The following is a 16,117-nucleotide window of genomic DNA, read 5'->3' on the forward strand; positions in this document are numbered from 1 at the left end:
CGGATTTCCGGGCTTTTTTCCAATTTTTCCGGGCTTTTCGACTTGGTTGCGGGAACGCTTCTTTCTAAAGTCCGTTTCCTGCCGGATGAGTCGTTAGTTCCGGTGTTCTCATGGAAGGGAATTTTTATGAACAAGAACGAACTGGTGTCCGCTGTCGCCGACGCCGCGAGCATTTCGAAGGGTGACGCGCAGTCGGCGGTCGATGCGGTATTTTCCGTCATCACCGGCGAACTGAAGAAGGGCGGCGATGTCCGGCTTGTCGGCTTTGGCAATTTCTCCGTGTCAAAGCGTGCGGCGTCGACGGGCCGTAACCCGCAGACCGGCGCGGAAGTGAAGATTCCGGCGCGTACCGTGCCGAAGTTCTCGGCCGGCAAGGGCCTCAAGGACGCCGTCAACTAAGCGCGTTTTTCTTTTTAGAATACTGGAAAAGCCGGGCTAGCCCGGCTTTTCATTTTTGTGCCTTTGGCCGCACGATGCCGGTTATGCCGTCGGCGCGTCCGCGCGCATCAGCCTTTCCTGTTTGAGGTCGGCCCACAATGCCGCCGGAAGTTTCGCGTCGAGCAGCGACCGGTTGCTTTCCACCTCGCTCGGCCGCTGGCCGCCCGGGATGACCGAGACGACCGAAGGGTGCAGCAGCGGAAACTGCAAGGCGGCCTCGATCAGCCTGATACCATGGCGCTTGCAGACAGCCTCGATCCCGGCGACCCGCTCGAGGACTTCCTTTGGCGCCTCGGAATAGTTGTAGTAGGCGCCGGGCTTCGGTCCCGTTGCCAGGATGCCGGAATTGTAGGGGCCGCCCAGAACGATGCCGATGCCGCGCTTCTGGCAGAGCGGCAGGAAGGACGTCAGCGCTTCCTGCTCCAGCAATGTGTAGCGCCCGGCCAGCAGGAACAGGTCGAAGTCGCCGCGCTCCGCCAAAGTCTGCGCAACCTGCCACTCGTTGATGCCGCCGCCGAACGCCTTGATGACGCCCTGGTCGCGCAGCGACAGCAGGCCGTAATAACCCGAGCGCATGAACTCCTCGATGCGCTGGTCGGACGCTTCCTTGCTGCCATGGGTGAAGATATCGACGTCGTGCACGAAGAGGATGTCGATGCGGTCGACGCCAAGTCGCTCGAGAGAGGCCTCGAAAGAGCGCATCACACCATCGTAGCTGTAGTCGTAGACTTCCCTGCGCGACGGCGTGTCGAAGAATTTGCCGATGCCCGTGCGCTGGTCGGGCGGGCAGGCGCGCATGATGCGGCCAACCTTGCTCGACAGCACGTAATCGTCACGTTTCCTGGAGCGCAGGAACGGATTGAGGCGCGTTTCGGACAGGCCAAGCCCGTAGAGCGGTGCGGTGTCATAGTAGCGGCAGCCGGTCGCCCAGGCAGCCTCCAGCGTGGCGTTGGCGTCCTCGTCCGAAACGGCGCGGTAGAGATTGCCGAGCGGCGCGGTGCCGAAGCCGAGTTCCGTAAAGCTGATACCGCCATTGCCGATGCGGTCGAAATGCCGTGTCTTCATGTCCTGCGATTTTCCCGGGATTGATTTGTCTGACATGACACTATCATGGCCGTGGCCCGGCAAAAGCGCCGGCGAGCGTTGGACACGCATTTTCGTGATTGCTAGCATGAAAAAAAGCAGGCTGTTCGGGGGAAGATGTGACCAGGAATTGCCAGTCGTTTCCGGTTGCCGGCACCCCGGGGGTGCGGCTGTGAGCAGCTCGGGCCTGGAAATGTTCAGGACCGCGCTCGACGAGCTTGGCGATGTGCTGGCGCGTGTCGAGGATAGCCGCATCGACGCGGCTTGCCGGATGCTGGCCGGCGCGAGACAGATCGTCGTCTATGGCTGCGGTCGGGAAGCCTTGCAGGTGAAGGGATTCGCAATGCGGCTCTATCATCTGGGCCTCCCTGTCTCGGTGGTCGGCGATATGACCACGCCGCCGCTCGGCTCGGGTGATGTCTTCCTCGCCAGTTCGGGGCCTGGAGAAACCACCACGGTGCTCACCTTGATGCGCGTCGCTCGGGAAGCTGGCGCAACCAACCTGTTGCTGACGGCTCAGCCCGGCGGCACAGCGGCGGGGTTGGCAGACGCCACGCTGGTCATCCCGGCCCAGACCATGGCCGACGACCAGGGGCCGCGAAAGACATCGGTCCTGCCGATGGGATCGGTTTTCGAAGGAGCGCTGTTCCTGCTGTTCGAGGTGATGGTGCTGAAGCTCCAATCCCTGACCGGCGCGTCGCCGCAGGCCATGCGCGCCCGCCACACCAACATGGAATAGATCATGCGCTACGAGTTGATGCTGCCGCACCAGATCCGCAAGGCTATCGCCGAAAGATGGCCCGTCGCGCTGCCGTTGGGCGTGCTCGAATACCATGGCGAGCACATGGCCGTCGGCATGGATACGCTGGCCGTCGTCAAGACGCTCGAGCTGCTCGAGAAGGAGAGGGACGTCGTCATCCTGCCGCCCTTCTACTATGGCGCGGCAAGCTACGCCGTAGCGGCGCCCGAAGGCACCGGCTCGGTGCAGGTCGGAGGAAATCAACTGGCGCCGTTCGGCGAGGATTTGTTCTACAGCCTGCTGCGCATCGGCTTTCGCAACATCCACGCCATCATTCATCATCAGACCGAGAACTTCGCCGCCGGCATGCCCACCGATCTTGCCTTCAAGACCGCCGGCCGTCAGGCGATCTTCCGGTTCCTCGAAAGGGAGCGCGGCGAGGGCTGGTGGGGTTCCGAGACGATGGCCGACTACTATGCCGGACACGCGGTCGGCGAAAACTTCTTCAACTGGGTGCAGGTGCATCCGCTGATGCCGGCCGCCATGAATGGCAGATATCCCTTCGATCATGCCGGCATCGGCGAGACATCGCTGATGCTGGCGCTATGTCCGGAGGCGGTCGATGCCGACCATTTCCGGGACAACAAGAGCTGGTACACGGCGGGCGCGAAGGACTCGTCGGCGGAACTGGGACAAAAAGGCGTCGCCATGATCATGGATCACCTGCGCGCGATCCTGAAGAGCTAGCCTCACCTGTCCGGAGACATAGAACGCTGTTCCTGCGTTGCGCGCTCCTCCGGCAGTTCCCGGTGACCGCTCGGGTCGGCGGGTTGCGGCATCCTGGCCTGGCTCGCCGTCTGCGGCACGGATTTGAAGTCCAGTGGTGCGGCGCGCTCCGCCGCGCATGTGCCCGTCGAAACTGATATGCGACCGTCGGCCTCCAACTGCGCGGAGCCGATGTCACCACTGCAACCCGGCAGTTCAGCGGGCCTGACAAGGCCCGTCAGCATGTATCCGCCGGTTGTGTCCATCAGCCTCGCCTGCCGACGATCATAGGCCAGCAATTGCCTCTGCCCCGGCTCGAAGTCAAAGCGGATCTGCGCCTGAGGCGAGAAACCCAGAGGAGTTGCCAACCAGTCGAGCGTGATGGCCGATGATCGTTCATTGGCGCCACCCAAAGCCTCCAGCAACCGCGCTGCTGGTTCCGGAAGAGGGTTGTAGTCTGCAAGCTGGAAGCCGAAGACATCGCCATAGGGCATGGCCACCACGAATCCGCCATCGGAACCGAACATGGCAACGGTGTCCAAAGGGTTCGCGACGTCCTGAGCAAGCGGTTCCGGCGCGGCCGAGCTCTCGATGATGCGGCTGGCGAGCGGCTTGATCGGGTCGGCGAGATCGTAGATGACGAGCCTCAAGGCTCCAGCCATCCCTTCCAACGGTCCCGCGACGGCAACGGTGCGCGAATCCGCTCCGAAGGCGATCCCGGAAACGCGGCCGAAGGTCGGGTCTTCCCGGAATGTGGTCTGCATCGTTCTCAGATCGGTGATGTTCCATGGCGGCGCGGATCCGGCGCCAAATCCGGAGACCACGAGGAGGTTGCCGTCCGGCGACCGGACAATATCGCCGCTGCCGTTCCACGCGAAGCCGGGCGACACGCATCTGCCGACGGTCCGGCCGTCCAGCACTTCGCAAATGGCGTAGCTTATGTGCCATTCGCCCGCGAACCGGTAGTTGAGTGCAAATGTCTTTCCGCCGGCTCCCTGAAATTCGACGTAGCACTTTCCTTCCCCTGTTTCGGGGTCGATGAACCGGATTTCAGGGTTATCCTCAACGAGTTCGCCTTGTTCGTTTCGCCCGGTTTTCGAGAAGTCGAGAATGCTCCCATCCGGGCGTATGACATGAGGAAACTTGACGCTTTCCGACAAGGACTGGCAGGGGGGCGTCAATGCCTGGGGGTCCGGCGGTGTCTCAGCCATGACACGGGCTACACGCCAGTTCGCGTTCTCCTCGATTAGCTTGGGGAACACGAATGTCTTCGGGACCCGTGCAACCGACCGTTCTACGCAGCGCGCGGTGATCGCGGTTTCCTCCTGGATGTCCTTTCGAAGGGCCTGTAGCTGGTCGGCCGACAGGTTGTCCTCGTCATAGTCATCGATGTCCTTGGCGATCTTGAACGCGCTGCAGTCGGGCGTGGCGGTGAAAGTCGTCCGCTCGTCTCCCCCGGCGTGGCTCTCGATCGCACCGGTGGCCAAATCGACCGTAACCGCATAATGGCTCAAATCGTCGTCGTTCGGACGCTCAACGACGAGTTCCAAACCGATCATGTTGGGAACCGATTTGAGTGACAGCACCTCGGTTGCGCCGACCACCGGGCCTTCATGTTCCTCGCGAATACGCTGGCGAGCGACCGTGCGGCTTGCGCCGGCGTCGACAACCGCAACCGTGGAATCCGTGTCGATCGTCAGCAGTCGCGCAGGCTCGCCCGCACGCGCAAACCAGGCTGGTGCGCCGGGCAGGCGCAGCGGCGGATCGGCCGCCACATAGGATACGCCGGACCAGCGGAACACGGCGCCGGGCTCGAGGGATTTGAGCGCGTCGGCGAATGTTGCCAGCCTTTGGCCGGAGTAGCGCGCAATGTCCTCGGCAAGCGCCCGGTCGCGATCGCGAACCTGACCGCGGAGCTTCGCGACGCGGATCGCTGACTGGTAGGAGGTCGGCATGCGCAGGTCGTTTTCCATCGCCGTCGCGGCCACCGCGACTTCGCGCGAGCCCTGCTCGGCGATGAGCTCCAGCCGCGGCTGGCGGTAAAGCGTGTCGTAGGCGAACCAGACCAGCGCGCCGTAGAGGACGAGCTTCAGCGGGTCGGACAATCTCACGGTAGCGTTGGACAGGCCGCCCAGGACGCCGAATGGCGGTCGTTGGTCGACAGGCATGGGTTGGGCGTCATCGACGATCGAACTCAGCCATTGGGTCCGCATGAAGTGATTGGCGTCGTGACGGTTCGACGCGAAGTAAAGCCCATGGCCGCCGACGAAGAAGCGATTGAGAACATTGCCTCCGGTAAAGCCGTAGAAACCGACGCGACCAGCCATGCCGGTCAACAGCACCACGAATTGACTGAGGATGAGTACGGAATCGTTGATGCCACAGTCGTTCACCACCTGACGTGCCGGCACCTTTTCCATGAACCGCGGCCAATTGAAGTTCGGGCGCAGCACGCTTCCTGCAAGGATTATCAGGTCGATCGCTGGGACCTCGTCTTTGTTCAGGCCCTTCAGGCCATGCACCGTAAGATGCGTGCCGAAGGAGTGCGCCACGAAGACAAAGCGCGCGTTCGGATGCCGGCGGATCAGGTCCCTCAGTCTGGCGCGGAAGAACAACACTGCCAGCCATCGGAAGAACGGGAACGCAAAGGCCAGCGCGCTGAAATAACCGTAACGGAAAGGCTCGACGGTCACGTCCGGTGCCCGCTTGTGAATCAGATCGCGCAGACGATCCTGCCACTGGCCGAACGTGCGAATGCCATGCACCGTGACCACGACGCGCTGTGGCCTTTCGGCTGATCCGCCAAGCTCTTCCATGCATCATCCCCGAGATAAGCTGCTTCCAGCGAGCTCCGCATTCGGATTGATACTATCGATCCACGGACCGGACACGGCAAGATGCTGTAACGCGGTCAATCGTGCCGATGGAGCTTGGCACTTTTGCAATCAGGCCGATTCAAGAATTCACTTCAGCTTGGCTGAAGATTGCGCGCGTTGCTTCTCCGCGCGGTAGTCGGCAATGGATTTGTCCGGATCGCTCCTGGTGGCGACCGCCCAGATGAAGGTGCCCGCGCCGGCTATGGCGAGGATGACGTAGAGGGCTATGCCGAGCGCGAGATGGTTGGCGTAGAAGCCGACCAGGGCCATCAGCAGGCCGCCGCACAGCATCGCCAGCACGAAGCCGGCAATCACGGCCCGGCCTTGCCAGGCGATCGGCATGACGCCCTTGCCGTAGCGGTCATAGCCCTTGTGTCCGGCGCGGATGTTGCGCGCGAACCAGTACCGGGTCGTCACTTCACCGCTCCGGCCGTCATGCCCATGATGAGGTAACGTTCGAGCGCGATGCCGATGACGGCGAGCGGCGCGATCGCGGCCGTTGCGAGCGCGGCCATCGACCACCAGTTGATGCCTTGCGAACCGGTCTGGCTCGCCACCATGACCGGAATGGTCTTGGCGTCGGTGGAGGTCAAAAGGGCGGCGAAGAAGTATTCGTTCCAGCACAGCACCATGGCCAGGATGAAGGCGGCCACCATGCCCGGCAGCGCGATCGGCATGACGATGCGGAAGAAGGCGCCCCAGATCGACAGGCCGTCGACAAGGGCCGCCTCCTCAAGCTCGACGGGGATCGAATTGAACTGGTCGCGCATGATCCAGATGACAATCGGCAGCACCATCAGCGTGTAGAGCAGGATCAGGCCGAGGCGTGTGTCGAGCAGCCCGACTTCCCGGTAAAGCACCAGGAAGGGCAGGGCCAGCACGACGGGCGGCAGGATGAGCTGCGACAGGAAGAAGAAGGAGATGTCCTCGTTCCTGAACCAGGCGAACTTGTAGCGGTAACGGGTAAGTCCGTAGGCGGCGAGGCTGCCGATGATGATGGCAAGGCTCGACGCGCCGACCGATGTGATGACCGAGTTCATGAAGCGCTTGAGGAACTCGTCGCGCACTGTCGAGGTCTCGAAGATCGAATCCGGTGACAGGCCGAGCGACCGCCAGCCTTTCCAGTCCGGCTGGAAATCCACGAACGGGATGAGGTGGCCCTGCGTGACGTCGACGGCCGATTTGAACGAGGTCGTGATCGTCCAGTAGATCGGAAACAGGCAGATGAAGGCCCAGACGACGAGCGCCCCATAGATGAAGACGCGGCTGGTGATGAAACTCGCCGGGGAGCTTATTTCGGAGACGGTATAGTTGGTGGTCTGAACGCTCATATCGTGGCCACTCAGTTGACGTTGCGCACGAAGCGGTTGGCGATTTTCAGCAGCCAGGTCACGAACACGACGATGATGACGAGATAGGCCATCGCCAGCATGGTGCCGTAGCCGACATTCGAGCGGTCGCGGTACTCGCGGTAGATGAAGCTGGAGACGGAATCGGTGGCGCCGCCCGGGCCACCCGACGTCACCGTGATGATGATGTCGGCAAGCTTCAGCTTGAAGATGATGCGCAGGATCACCGCGGTCACCGAGACTGGCAGCATCAGCGGGAAGGTGACCTGCCAGAAGGTCTGCCATGCATTGGCGCCGTCGACCCGGGCCGCCTCCAGCACCTCGCGCGACATGGCCTGCAGGCCGGCAAGAAGCATGATCATCATGAAGGGAATGAAGGTCCAGGCATCGAGTATCATGATCGAGATGCGAGCGGTGATCGGGTCGGAGAAGAAGGCAGGATTGTCCCAGCCGAGATGGCGCGCCAGCGTTGCGGCGGGCCCGAACCGGTACTCCATCAGCGATTTGCCGATCATCCAGGAGACCGCGACGGGCGACAGCATCAAGGGCATCAGGAAGACGACGCGGAAGAATTTTCGTGCGCGGATCTGCGCGTTGAGCAGCAGTGCCAGGCCGAAGGCGATGACATATTCGACCGCAACCGCAAGCACGTAGAGCACCATGTTGAACAGCGCGTTGCGGTAGTAGGGATCGCCCAGCATCTGCCAGAAATTGTCGAGCCCGTTGAATTTGCGACCACTGAAGGAACTGAGGTTCCAGTCCGTCAGCGCGATGTAGAAGCCGAACAGCGTCGGGAAGATCACCATGGCGATGGTGAAGAGCAACGCCGGCAGCAGGAACAGCGCGCGCTGGCCATCCTCGCCGCGGGTCAGCACCTGGCCTATGCCCAGCGCCACGCCCCAGAGCACATAGGCATAGACGGCGGGACGCCAGGTTTCCGTCTCGGCCCTGTACAATATCTCGAACACGATGGTCGCCAGCAGGCCAAGCGTTGCCGCCGCCATCAATGTCCATCCGAGCCGCTTTCGGGCCGGCGAGATCAGATCGTAAGCGCCGGCGCCTGCCGGCCACTGGTTCGCGGTCGAAGTCTGGTCAGCCACAAATTCCGCCCGTTTGGGAGGCTCCTCCCGGAGCCGAAGCTGAAAGGCGTGGCCCGGCGCTGCCGCCGGGCCACGGTTCATAAGGAGAAGCCTACACGCCGAGCGAGGCCTTGTAGAGCTTGATCTGCTTCTCGCGGCCGATCTGGTCGGTCAGCTTCTCCCAGGCGGCGGCGATGGCGTCGGCGCCTTCCTGTGCCTTCATCTTGCCCGCGAAGGTGTTGGCCAGGATGTCTTCCGCGGCGCTGTAATACTGGAAGATGCCGGGAATACGCGGCTCGATCGCGCCGTTGGGATGGTTGTAGGAGTTGAACTGCGAATCCAGGTAGTTCGAGATGAACGCCTTGTCGTAGCCGGCGGCCACCCATTCGTCGATGTCGTGCTGACTGTTGCGGTAGCATTGGAAGCCGGACGGATACATGGCCGTCCAGATTGCCAGGTCCTTGCCACCGAGATGCGCCGCCGCGCTCCAGGCGGCTTTCTGCTTCTTCGGATCGCTGTCGACGCGGGCCATGACGTAGATGCCCCATCCGAGATAGGCGAGGTTGGGCGCATAGTTGGGGCCGCCCGGCAGCTTGTCCCATTGGCCGGTCTTCGAATTGTAGACGTCATCCGAGCCCGGCAGGATGTCGAAGCCGCACAGGTCGCCAACCACCGAGGAATCGTTGGTTTTGGCATTGGAGCCGATGTCGCCCCACCATGGGATCATCGAACCGGTGCCGGCCAGGAACTGCTGGAAGCCGGTGGTATTCGGGTCGGCGTTGATCTGGTCGGCGGGTTCGGACGGCAGCGCGTCGATCACGTCCTGGATGGCGCGCACCCAGGCCGGATTGTTGATGCGCGGCTTCATCGTGTCGGCGTCGAACAGCCAGGCCTTGTCGTCGGGGTGCTTGGCGTAGGCGGTGGCGCGGCTGCCGAGGAAGTAGAAGCCGAAGCCGCCCCAGGGCTTGGGCGCGTCGAGATAGCCATAGACGTCCTGGCCCTTGAACTTCTTGCCCTTGAGGAACTTGGTCACGGCCTGCACCTGCTGCCAGGTCTTGGGCACGCCCCACTCGCCGGCACCGCCGCTGTCCTTCCACTGCTTGGCGAGATCCGGGTCGGCGAAGACGTCGGCGCGGTAGTTGAAGTTGTGCGTATCGCCATCGATGGTGACGCGATACTGCTTGCCTTCCCAGGTGCCGACCGGCGGCTTCAGATAATTGACCAGGTCGTCGATATCGATCTGCTTCTTGACCCAGTCCGGCATTTCCGAGGTCAGCCCCTTGCCGCAGACATCGCCTTCGAAAGGCGCTCCCATCTCGGCAATGTCGAAATCCACGGTGCCAGTGGCGATCGACTGCTGCAGGCGGGCATTGTAGTCGGCCTGCGCCAGGTCGATCCAGCTGATCTTGGCGCCGGTATAGGCCTCCCAAGGCTTCAGGAAGCCGCGAAACAGCACATTGTGCAGGTTCTGGTTGTTGAGGCCCATGAACTTGAGTTCGACACCGGCGAACTCACCTTCCTTGACATTGGCCTTGGTGGCTTCGAGGCACAGCTCGCCGACCTTCTGGAAGTCGGCGTCGGTCGGCTGACCTTTGCCGACACCTGGAATCTGCAGGATTTTTGCGCGCAGCTCGCTTGCCGCCGAAGCGGGGCGTGTCAGGGCGCCGAGCCCGGCGCCGGACGCAGCGGCGATCGCCGCCATGCTGGCCGCGCCCTTCAACACATCGCGCCGGGTTGCCCCTGCGCGCACCAGTTTCTCGTAAAGACCGACTTTCATCTACCATTCCTCCCAGAACAACAGTGGTGAATTGACCAATCTCGAATTTGAAATGCCAACCTTTCAGACGCCGAAACGGCGGCGGTTCTCCTTTATCATACGGGCACGTGGGACCCCACCCTGCGTCGCCTGGAGCTCCGATTTCCGGACGAAAATCCGACTGTCGGATTGGCATTAGACACTATTCGCGTAATCGATTACGTTGTCAACGACGATGACTTTTTATCTATAAGATACCGACTTGCCCTTGCCCTTTGCAATGGCTAGCTTCACCGCAAGAAAAGGGGGGACGATGGCTCAAGTCGCGATCGCCAATGTGGCCAAGGCATTCGGAACCGTCAAGGTGCTGCATGAGGTCAGCGTTGACATTGCCGATGGGCAATTCGTCGTGCTGGTCGGTCCCTCGGGCTGCGGCAAGTCCACACTGCTCAGGATGGTGGCCGGCCTGGAAACGGTTTCCGGCGGCACGATCGCCATTGGCGACCGCATCGTCAACAATCTGCCGCCCGCCAAGCGCGACATCGCCATGGTGTTCCAGAACTACGCGCTCTATCCGCACAAGACGGTGGAGCAGAACATGGCCTTCGCCCTCAAGCTCAGGAAAACCGATCCGGCCGTGGTGGCGGAGCGGGTGAAGCGCGCCGCCGACATTCTCGACCTTGCACCCTATCTGAAGCGCTATCCGCGCCAGCTGTCCGGTGGCCAGCGCCAGCGCGTGGCCATGGGCCGTGCCATCGTGCGCAATCCGCAGGTGTTCCTGTTCGACGAGCCGCTCTCCAACCTCGACGCCAAGCTGCGCGTGCAGATGCGCACCGAAATCAAGGAACTGCACCAGCGGCTGAAGACCACCACCATCTACGTCACCCACGACCAGATCGAGGCCATGACGATGGCCGACAAGATCGTCGTGATGCGCGACGGCCGCATCGAGCAGGTCGGCGCGCCGCTGGATCTGTTCGACCGCCCGGCCAATCTGTTCGTCGCCGGCTTCATCGGCTCGCCGTCCATGAACCTGCTCAAGGGCGTCATGCGCAAGGACGGCGTCGACATTGCCGGAACGGTATTTCCGGTAGCGCAAGGCAATGCCGTGGAAGAGGGGCGGGCCGTCGTCTACGGCGTGCGCCCGGAACATCTCGAAATCCATCCCGATGGCGTGCCGGCGAAGATTTCGGTGGTCGAGCCCACCGGCTCGGAAACGCTGGTTTTCCTGCGCTTCGGCGACGGCGAGATGGTGGCGCTGTTCCGCGAGCGTCATGACTTCAAGCCGGGCGATACGCTCAAGCTCAAGCCGAGGCTCGACCATATCCACCTGTTCGACGCCGAGACCGGCAAGCGTCTCTGATCTCCAACGGACGAGGACCATCATGCTGAAAGGGATCAACCCGCTGCTCAATGCCGATGTGCTGCAGGCATTGCGCGCAATGGGACATGGCGACGACCTGATCATTGCCGACACCAATTTCCCCTCCGATTCGGTGGCGCGCCAGACCGCGCTCGGCTACCTCCTGCGCATCGACGCGCCGGCCGCCGAGGTGGTGAAGGCGGTTCTGTCGCTTTATCCACTGGACACGTTCGTCGATGATTCCGCCGCGCGCATGGAGATCGTCGGCAAGCCGGACGAGATTCCAGCGGTGCAGCAAGAGGTGCAGAGGGAGATCGACGCGGCCGAGGGCAAGTCCTGGCCGATGCTGCCGGTCGAGCGCTACGCCTTCTACGAGCGCGCCAAGCAGGCCTATTGCGTCATCCAGACCGGCGAACGCCGCTTCTATGGCTGCTTCGCCTTCCGCAAGGGCGTCGTGCCGCCGGATGCGGAGTAGAGGCATGGCCCCGGGCAAGCCGATCGTCATCCTGGGTGTCTTTGTCGCGGATACGGCCTACAGGGCGCGGCGGCAGCCGCGCATGGGCGAAACGATCCTCGGCAATTCGTTCAAGCTTGGCCCGGGCGGAAAGGGCTCGAATCAGGCCGTGGCCGCCGGCAAGCTCGGCGCTGACACCACGTTCCTGACCCGGCTCGGCGTCGACGCCTTCGCCGACATGGCCAAGCGGACCTGGAAGGATGCAGGCGTGAAAAGCGCAGTCATCGACACGCCCGGCAGCTATACGGGTGCCGCCTACATCTTCGTCGAAGAGGAAACCGGCAACAACGCCATCATCGTCAGCCCCGGCGCCGCCATGCTGATTTCGCCGGCCGATATCGAAGCCAATGCGGGGCTGATCCGTGGCGCCGGCGTCTTCGTCACGCAACTCGAACAGCCGATCGATGCCGCGCTGCGGGCATTGGAAATAGCGCGCGGGGCGGGGGTGGTCACCATCCTCAACCCGGCGCCGGCGGCAAAGCTTCCCGACGGCATTTATTCGCTCTGCGACTATCTCACGCCCAATGAGACCGAAACGGAAGAGTTGACCGGATTGAAGGTGGCCTCCGTCGACGACGCGCGTGTCGCGGGCGACAGGCTGCTCGAAAAGGGTGCCGGCACGGTCATCGTCACCCTCGGTGACAAGGGCGCGCTGCTGCACACCAGGGGCCGCTCGGAACATGTCCCGGCCATCACTGCCGGCCCGGTGGTGGAAACCACCGGAGCGGGCGACGCCTTCAATGGCGGCTTCGCCGCCGCGCTGTCGCGTGGCGTGGAGCCGCTGCAAGCCGTTCGATTCGCCTGTGCCGTCGCCGGCATCTCGGTGACACGACAAGGGACCGCGCCATCGATGCCGACGCTACAGGAAGTGGAGGCGATTCTTTCGAGGAACTGAGGCGGGCCAGGGCCGCTCAAGAATGAGCCTTGCCGGAAAAGCCTCTATTGCCTATCGAAACCAGTTCAGAAATTGCTCGAACATTCCAGGCGGCTCCAGTGAGAACACCGCACGAAATGTCGTGGGCCGGTCGCTGGAGAATACCGTGGCGAGCGGCCGCGAATATGATGCCGTCCGTCCGTCTTCCGATATGGTGCCGCTGGTCTCGATGATGCGCGGCGCCGTCAGCGTCCAGGCGATGTGCCTGCCGGACATCTTCGCCAGGATGAGGGTCCGCAACCCTTGCGCCATCGGGTCGTCGGCATATTTGTCGGTTGGCTTCAGACTGGGGAAATTGACGACGAATTCGTAGTTGTCCCCAAGGCGGTTGAGTTGAACGCCTTGCCTCTTGTCGCCTCCGACATTTGCGTTCGATAGAGCCGCGACGAGATCCTCCGTCTTGCCGGAGAAAGACACGGAGCAGACTTCATCCCCTCCTTCGGTCGTGCGCTCGGCGGTTCCGGTGATTCCCTTCGAAGACAACAGCTTTTCAGAACTGCACCATTTGCTGTTGACGTCCTTGGCCATCGCAAGCGCCGTGGCATCGACAGCTATACGCACGTTGGCCGTAGCCGTTCCATCACGCCGGAACGCCAGATCCTGCTTCAGATCGAAGCAGCCGGACACCAACAGGCATCCAATCAGCGACGCCACAATGTCTCGACGAACGGAAAACATCCAAAAGCGCATCACACCTGTCTTTAGATATCGGCTCGAAACCCCACGAAACGGCCTGCCGACGATGCGAAATAGTTCAAAAAACCAGAGAGCGAAGTGGTGGGCGATGACGGACTCGAACCGCCGACATCTTCGGTGTAAACGAAGCGCTCTACCAACTGAGCTAATCGCCCGCTCCGGGCCGGACCTTTAAGCGGTCGCAGCCGGCTTCGCAAGGCCCATGCGCGTCGGCCCCGGGGTTTTGCGGGCTGATTTGCGACCAAAACGCCGGCTGTCAAAAAACCTTCTCCAGTTTGCAGTTATGATGGTTTGGTGCGCTTGACACCCGGTACCGAACCCCTTATCCAGCGCCCCAACGACGAACACGGCTGACCGTGCTCGTCAAATGCGCGGGTGTAGCTCAGTTGGTTAGAGTGCCGGCCTGTCACGCCGGAGGTCGCGGGTTCGAGCCCCGTCACTCGCGCCATTTAAGTTCAAGGGGTTAGCTACCCTCCCTTGAACAAGTTTCAACTCTCATTTTCCGGAGAGTTTCAATTTTTTGTATTCATTCCGTTCCTGGCCAAGAAGCGCACGCCCCTTGCGGCGGCTATCGTCGGCTGCGCGCACGGCTGCAAGATTGACCGGCATGTAGGTCTTCTGCAGCGCCTTGTTCTCGTCGATCGAATTGCCCATCTTCGCCGAGATCGCCTCGACGGAGGCGCCGCCGGCGTTGGCTTCGACCGCGCCGGAACGCCGCATGTCCATCAGCCGGCGCTTTTCGTTTCGCTGAACGCCATTTTTGCGCATTCGCGAAATCGTCGGTCAGGGAATCCTTGGTACGGGGCACGCCACCGCGCGCCCTCAGGACCTGATGTGAAACCGCGCGACCGAAGGATCGCTGCATCGTCCAGCAGCGTGACCGCGAGTGATTCTATGTACGCCAATATTTGATGTTTAGTCCTGGCATTTTGCTGACGGGGATCCAGCCTAAGGCGTTCAGCCGCGCGCTCCCGTCATCGCTACAAGCTGCGCAAAATGGTTGCCTCGCCCATTGCGACGCGCTGGCTGCAGCCTGCCTGACCTTGCTCGTTGTCGACTGCTTCCGCGCGTCCGGCCTGCCGCTGCCGAATCCTACCGATGACACCACCACGCTCGCCGCCGCGACAGAAGAGTGATCCGCGCTCGGCGGTCTCCATTGTCCATTTCTGCCCCCCAAATGGGAGCTGCGGAACAAACGCCCCGTTGCTTACAATGGCAGTCGCGCATTGGAGCGCTATGTCTGAAGTATCGAAGGGGGCTAATAGTGGGAAAGTTTAGATTTGTAGCGGTCGCGTTGTTTGGGTTCTTTGCCGCTCCGGCTGTTGCCTCGGCGGCATGCCTTACGCTCGATGGTAGTGGGAGATATTGGATTAACAATTGCAACGTTTGGATCGGCGTTCGCTGGAAGGATCAAGGTTCCTGTCGCAACGGTTGTAGTGATGATGTGGGACCAGGGGGGAAAAGATCTATAACGAAGGTCAACGGGCAATATCAGTGGTGGGAATGTCAGGGGAGATATTGTATCCCGCCGAGATAAACCATTGCACAAGAGCAACACCGGAGGGCCCAGATGGCCGGCCCAGCGCGTTTCGCAGGTGGCCGCCTAAGCGGTAAATACACAGCTGCAGTGATCAAACAGCAGAGGAAACAAAGGCCCGCCTCGGTTCGCGCCGGGGCGGGCTTTTGCGTTCGGAAAAATGACCATAATGGCATACTACCACATCAGCAACCATTCTAAAGAGCTTGAGTTGGTGTGACTTACTCGCCGGACGCCGCCGCGTTCCCAGTACTGGGGAGGTTTCCCCCTGGGGAAAGAGCCTGTACGAGAAGGCCAAGGGCCAGTAGCGAAAAATCGACTGATTTCAGTTTCAGCTTCGGTTGCCTTTGGCGCAGATTGCAGCGTGAACGAGTCGAAATCGATCGTTGATTAGGTTTGCAATATCGCCGGCATGTCACGCCGTTCGCGCCTCGTCACTCGCGCCATTTAAGTTCAAGGGGTTAGCTACCCTCCCTTGAACAAGGAAGTTCAGGCTTCCGGAAGTTTCGGCTTTCTCCGACATGCCTAGACTTCGCACGACCTTGTTTCCCGCATCCTAGGCGATGAGCTGGTAAGCCGACTGAATGAAGTCTCTCAGTTCGGGGGTCAGGATGCTGCCATCGCCCTTGGAGATCGCGATCTTGATCAGCGCCATCTTGGCCATTTCGTAGTGAATGGGCTTGATGCGTGTCACTCCGTAGACAAGGGCCTGATATGTCGGTGGCGGTATGCCCATCGCCTTGGCCATTTCGCCTTGAGAAACGCCTGAGCGCTCACGAAGCGCGATCATCTGATCACGTTCGGGACTTTCAATCACAGACAATTTGCACACCCCGCGGTTTTTAAAACCTCGAAAGAAAATGCGGGGCAAGGCCTAATGTTCCAGCCTACTTGATGGGCCACGCATCGAGGCCGTTCACTGGCCGCAGCCATGGCAGGCGTGGCATATCACCCCCGCGCCCTTGCAGTCAGAATGGGGGCGAGCAAA

Annotated in this window: 16 protein-coding genes and 2 tRNA genes; 8 read left to right on the plus strand and 10 right to left on the minus strand. The window is 61.6% G+C overall.

Going from position 1 to position 16,117, the window contains the following annotated elements; genetic code table 11:
- Positions 1-126: 126 nt before the first annotated feature.
- Positions 127-399, plus strand: a complete 273-nt coding sequence (gene hupB / locus FFS37_RS05520) for a DNA-binding protein HupB (RefSeq protein ID WP_127268007.1) — start codon at positions 127-129, stop codon at positions 397-399.
- Positions 400-480: 81 nt separating this feature from the next.
- Here hupB and FFS37_RS05525 read toward each other — a convergent pair whose 3' ends face one another.
- A complete protein-coding gene (locus FFS37_RS05525) occupies positions 481-1,503 on the minus strand; it encodes an aldo/keto reductase (RefSeq protein ID WP_137930132.1) in 1,023 nt (340 codons plus the stop codon).
- A 211-nt stretch (positions 1,504-1,714) separates the two neighbouring features.
- Between FFS37_RS05525 and FFS37_RS05530 the strand changes: the two genes are divergently transcribed.
- Both FFS37_RS05530 and FFS37_RS05535 read left to right on the plus strand, forming a co-directional pair.
- Entirely contained in the window at positions 1,715-2,260 is a 546-nt protein-coding gene (locus tag FFS37_RS05530) for an SIS domain-containing protein (RefSeq protein WP_137930133.1), read from the plus strand.
- 3 nt (positions 2,261-2,263) lie between these two features.
- Positions 2,264-3,007, plus strand: a complete 744-nt coding sequence (locus tag FFS37_RS05535; RefSeq protein WP_137929933.1) for a creatininase family protein — start codon at positions 2,264-2,266, stop codon at positions 3,005-3,007.
- Positions 3,008-3,009: 2 nt separating this feature from the next.
- Here the strand turns inward: FFS37_RS05535 and FFS37_RS05540 are convergent, their stop codons facing one another.
- The 5 genes from FFS37_RS05540 to FFS37_RS05560 form a co-directional block, all read right to left on the minus strand.
- Positions 3,010-5,841 carry a hypothetical protein gene (locus FFS37_RS05540; protein ID WP_137929934.1) on the minus strand — a complete coding sequence of 944 codons (2,832 nt, stop codon included), beginning with the start codon at positions 5,839-5,841 and terminating at the stop codon, positions 3,010-3,012.
- Positions 5,842-5,988: 147 nt separating this feature from the next.
- Positions 5,989-6,318, minus strand: a complete 330-nt coding sequence (locus tag FFS37_RS05545) for a hypothetical protein (protein ID WP_137929935.1) — start codon at positions 6,316-6,318, stop codon at positions 5,989-5,991.
- On the minus strand, positions 6,315-7,232 hold the full coding sequence (locus FFS37_RS05550) for a carbohydrate ABC transporter permease (RefSeq protein WP_137929936.1): 918 nt from the start codon (positions 7,230-7,232) through the stop codon (positions 6,315-6,317). The genes FFS37_RS05545 and FFS37_RS05550 overlap by 4 nt, the downstream gene beginning before the upstream one ends.
- Before the next feature lie 11 nt (positions 7,233-7,243).
- On the minus strand, positions 7,244-8,350 hold the full coding sequence (locus FFS37_RS05555; RefSeq protein ID WP_137929937.1) for a carbohydrate ABC transporter permease: 1,107 nt from the start codon (positions 8,348-8,350) through the stop codon (positions 7,244-7,246).
- A gap of 91 nt (positions 8,351-8,441) precedes the next feature.
- The gene (locus FFS37_RS05560) at positions 8,442-10,106 is read right to left on the minus strand and encodes a type 2 periplasmic-binding domain-containing protein (protein WP_137929938.1); all 1,665 of its coding nucleotides are present in this window, start codon (positions 10,104-10,106) and stop codon (positions 8,442-8,444) included.
- A 292-nt stretch (positions 10,107-10,398) separates the two neighbouring features.
- Between FFS37_RS05560 and FFS37_RS05565 the strand changes: the two genes are divergently transcribed.
- Genes FFS37_RS05565 through rbsK form a run of 3 tightly spaced genes read left to right on the plus strand, consistent with a single transcriptional unit; the run spans position 10,399 to position 12,857 of the window.
- Positions 10,399-11,448, plus strand: coding sequence for an ABC transporter ATP-binding protein (locus FFS37_RS05565; protein WP_137929939.1), 1,050 nt, complete (start codon positions 10,399-10,401; stop codon positions 11,446-11,448).
- A 22-nt stretch (positions 11,449-11,470) separates the two neighbouring features.
- Entirely contained in the window at positions 11,471-11,923 is a 453-nt protein-coding gene (locus FFS37_RS05570) for an RbsD/FucU family protein (RefSeq protein ID WP_137929940.1), read from the plus strand.
- Positions 11,924-11,927: 4 nt separating this feature from the next.
- Complete coding sequence (gene rbsK, locus FFS37_RS05575; protein WP_137929941.1) at positions 11,928-12,857, plus strand: ribokinase; 930 nt, start codon at positions 11,928-11,930, stop codon at positions 12,855-12,857.
- A gap of 51 nt (positions 12,858-12,908) precedes the next feature.
- Here the strand turns inward: rbsK and FFS37_RS05580 are convergent, their stop codons facing one another.
- A complete protein-coding gene (locus FFS37_RS05580; RefSeq protein ID WP_137929942.1) occupies positions 12,909-13,523 on the minus strand; it encodes a hypothetical protein in 615 nt (204 codons plus the stop codon).
- A gap of 148 nt (positions 13,524-13,671) precedes the next feature.
- A tRNA-Val gene (locus FFS37_RS05585) sits at positions 13,672-13,747 on the minus strand.
- A gap of 216 nt (positions 13,748-13,963) precedes the next feature.
- Here FFS37_RS05585 and FFS37_RS05590 point away from each other — a divergent pair.
- Positions 13,964-14,040, plus strand: a tRNA-Asp gene (locus tag FFS37_RS05590).
- Positions 14,041-14,087: 47 nt separating this feature from the next.
- Here FFS37_RS05590 and FFS37_RS05595 read toward each other — a convergent pair.
- A complete protein-coding gene (locus FFS37_RS05595) occupies positions 14,088-14,360 on the minus strand; it encodes a hypothetical protein (protein ID WP_137929943.1) in 273 nt (90 codons plus the stop codon).
- Between the two features lie 143 nt (positions 14,361-14,503).
- On the opposite strand from FFS37_RS05595, the gene FFS37_RS35695 reads away from it, so the two are divergent.
- The gene (locus FFS37_RS35695; RefSeq protein ID WP_171026169.1) at positions 14,504-14,728 is read left to right on the plus strand and encodes a hypothetical protein; all 225 of its coding nucleotides are present in this window, start codon (positions 14,504-14,506) and stop codon (positions 14,726-14,728) included.
- Between the two features lie 957 nt (positions 14,729-15,685).
- On the opposite strand, the gene FFS37_RS05600 is transcribed toward FFS37_RS35695, so the two are convergent.
- Positions 15,686-16,000 carry a helix-turn-helix domain-containing protein gene (locus FFS37_RS05600; RefSeq protein WP_137929944.1) on the minus strand — a complete coding sequence of 105 codons (315 nt, stop codon included), beginning with the start codon at positions 15,998-16,000 and terminating at the stop codon, positions 15,686-15,688.
- Positions 16,001-16,117 lie beyond the last annotated feature (117 nt).

Origin of the sequence: Mesorhizobium comanense (genome assembly GCF_005503535.1) — a bacterium.
Lineage (GTDB): Bacteria > Pseudomonadota > Alphaproteobacteria > Rhizobiales > Rhizobiaceae > Mesorhizobium > Mesorhizobium comanense.

Coding starts and splice junctions, on each gene's coding strand:
- FFS37_RS05535 (WP_137929933.1), top strand. CDS start 2,264: ATGCGCTACGAGTTGATGCTGCCGCACCAGATCCGCAAGGCTATCGCC.
- rbsK (WP_137929941.1), top strand. CDS start 11,928: ATGGCCCCGGGCAAGCCGATCGTCATCCTGGGTGTCTTTGTCGCGGAT.
- FFS37_RS05565 (WP_137929939.1), top strand. CDS start 10,399: ATGGCTCAAGTCGCGATCGCCAATGTGGCCAAGGCATTCGGAACCGTC.
- FFS37_RS05530 (WP_137930133.1), top strand. CDS start 1,715: ATGTTCAGGACCGCGCTCGACGAGCTTGGCGATGTGCTGGCGCGTGTC.
- FFS37_RS05525 (WP_137930132.1), bottom strand. CDS start 1,503: ATGAAGACACGGCATTTCGACCGCATCGGCAATGGCGGTATCAGCTTT.
- FFS37_RS05560 (WP_137929938.1), bottom strand. CDS start 10,106: ATGAAAGTCGGTCTTTACGAGAAACTGGTGCGCGCAGGGGCAACCCGG.
- FFS37_RS05570 (WP_137929940.1), top strand. CDS start 11,471: ATGCTGAAAGGGATCAACCCGCTGCTCAATGCCGATGTGCTGCAGGCA.
- FFS37_RS35695 (WP_171026169.1), top strand. CDS start 14,504: ATGTTTAGTCCTGGCATTTTGCTGACGGGGATCCAGCCTAAGGCGTTC.
- FFS37_RS05540 (WP_137929934.1), bottom strand. CDS start 5,841: ATGGAAGAGCTTGGCGGATCAGCCGAAAGGCCACAGCGCGTCGTGGTC.
- FFS37_RS05550 (WP_137929936.1), bottom strand. CDS start 7,232: ATGAGCGTTCAGACCACCAACTATACCGTCTCCGAAATAAGCTCCCCG.
- hupB (WP_127268007.1), top strand. CDS start 127: ATGAACAAGAACGAACTGGTGTCCGCTGTCGCCGACGCCGCGAGCATT.
- FFS37_RS05595 (WP_137929943.1), bottom strand. CDS start 14,360: ATGCGCAAAAATGGCGTTCAGCGAAACGAAAAGCGCCGGCTGATGGAC.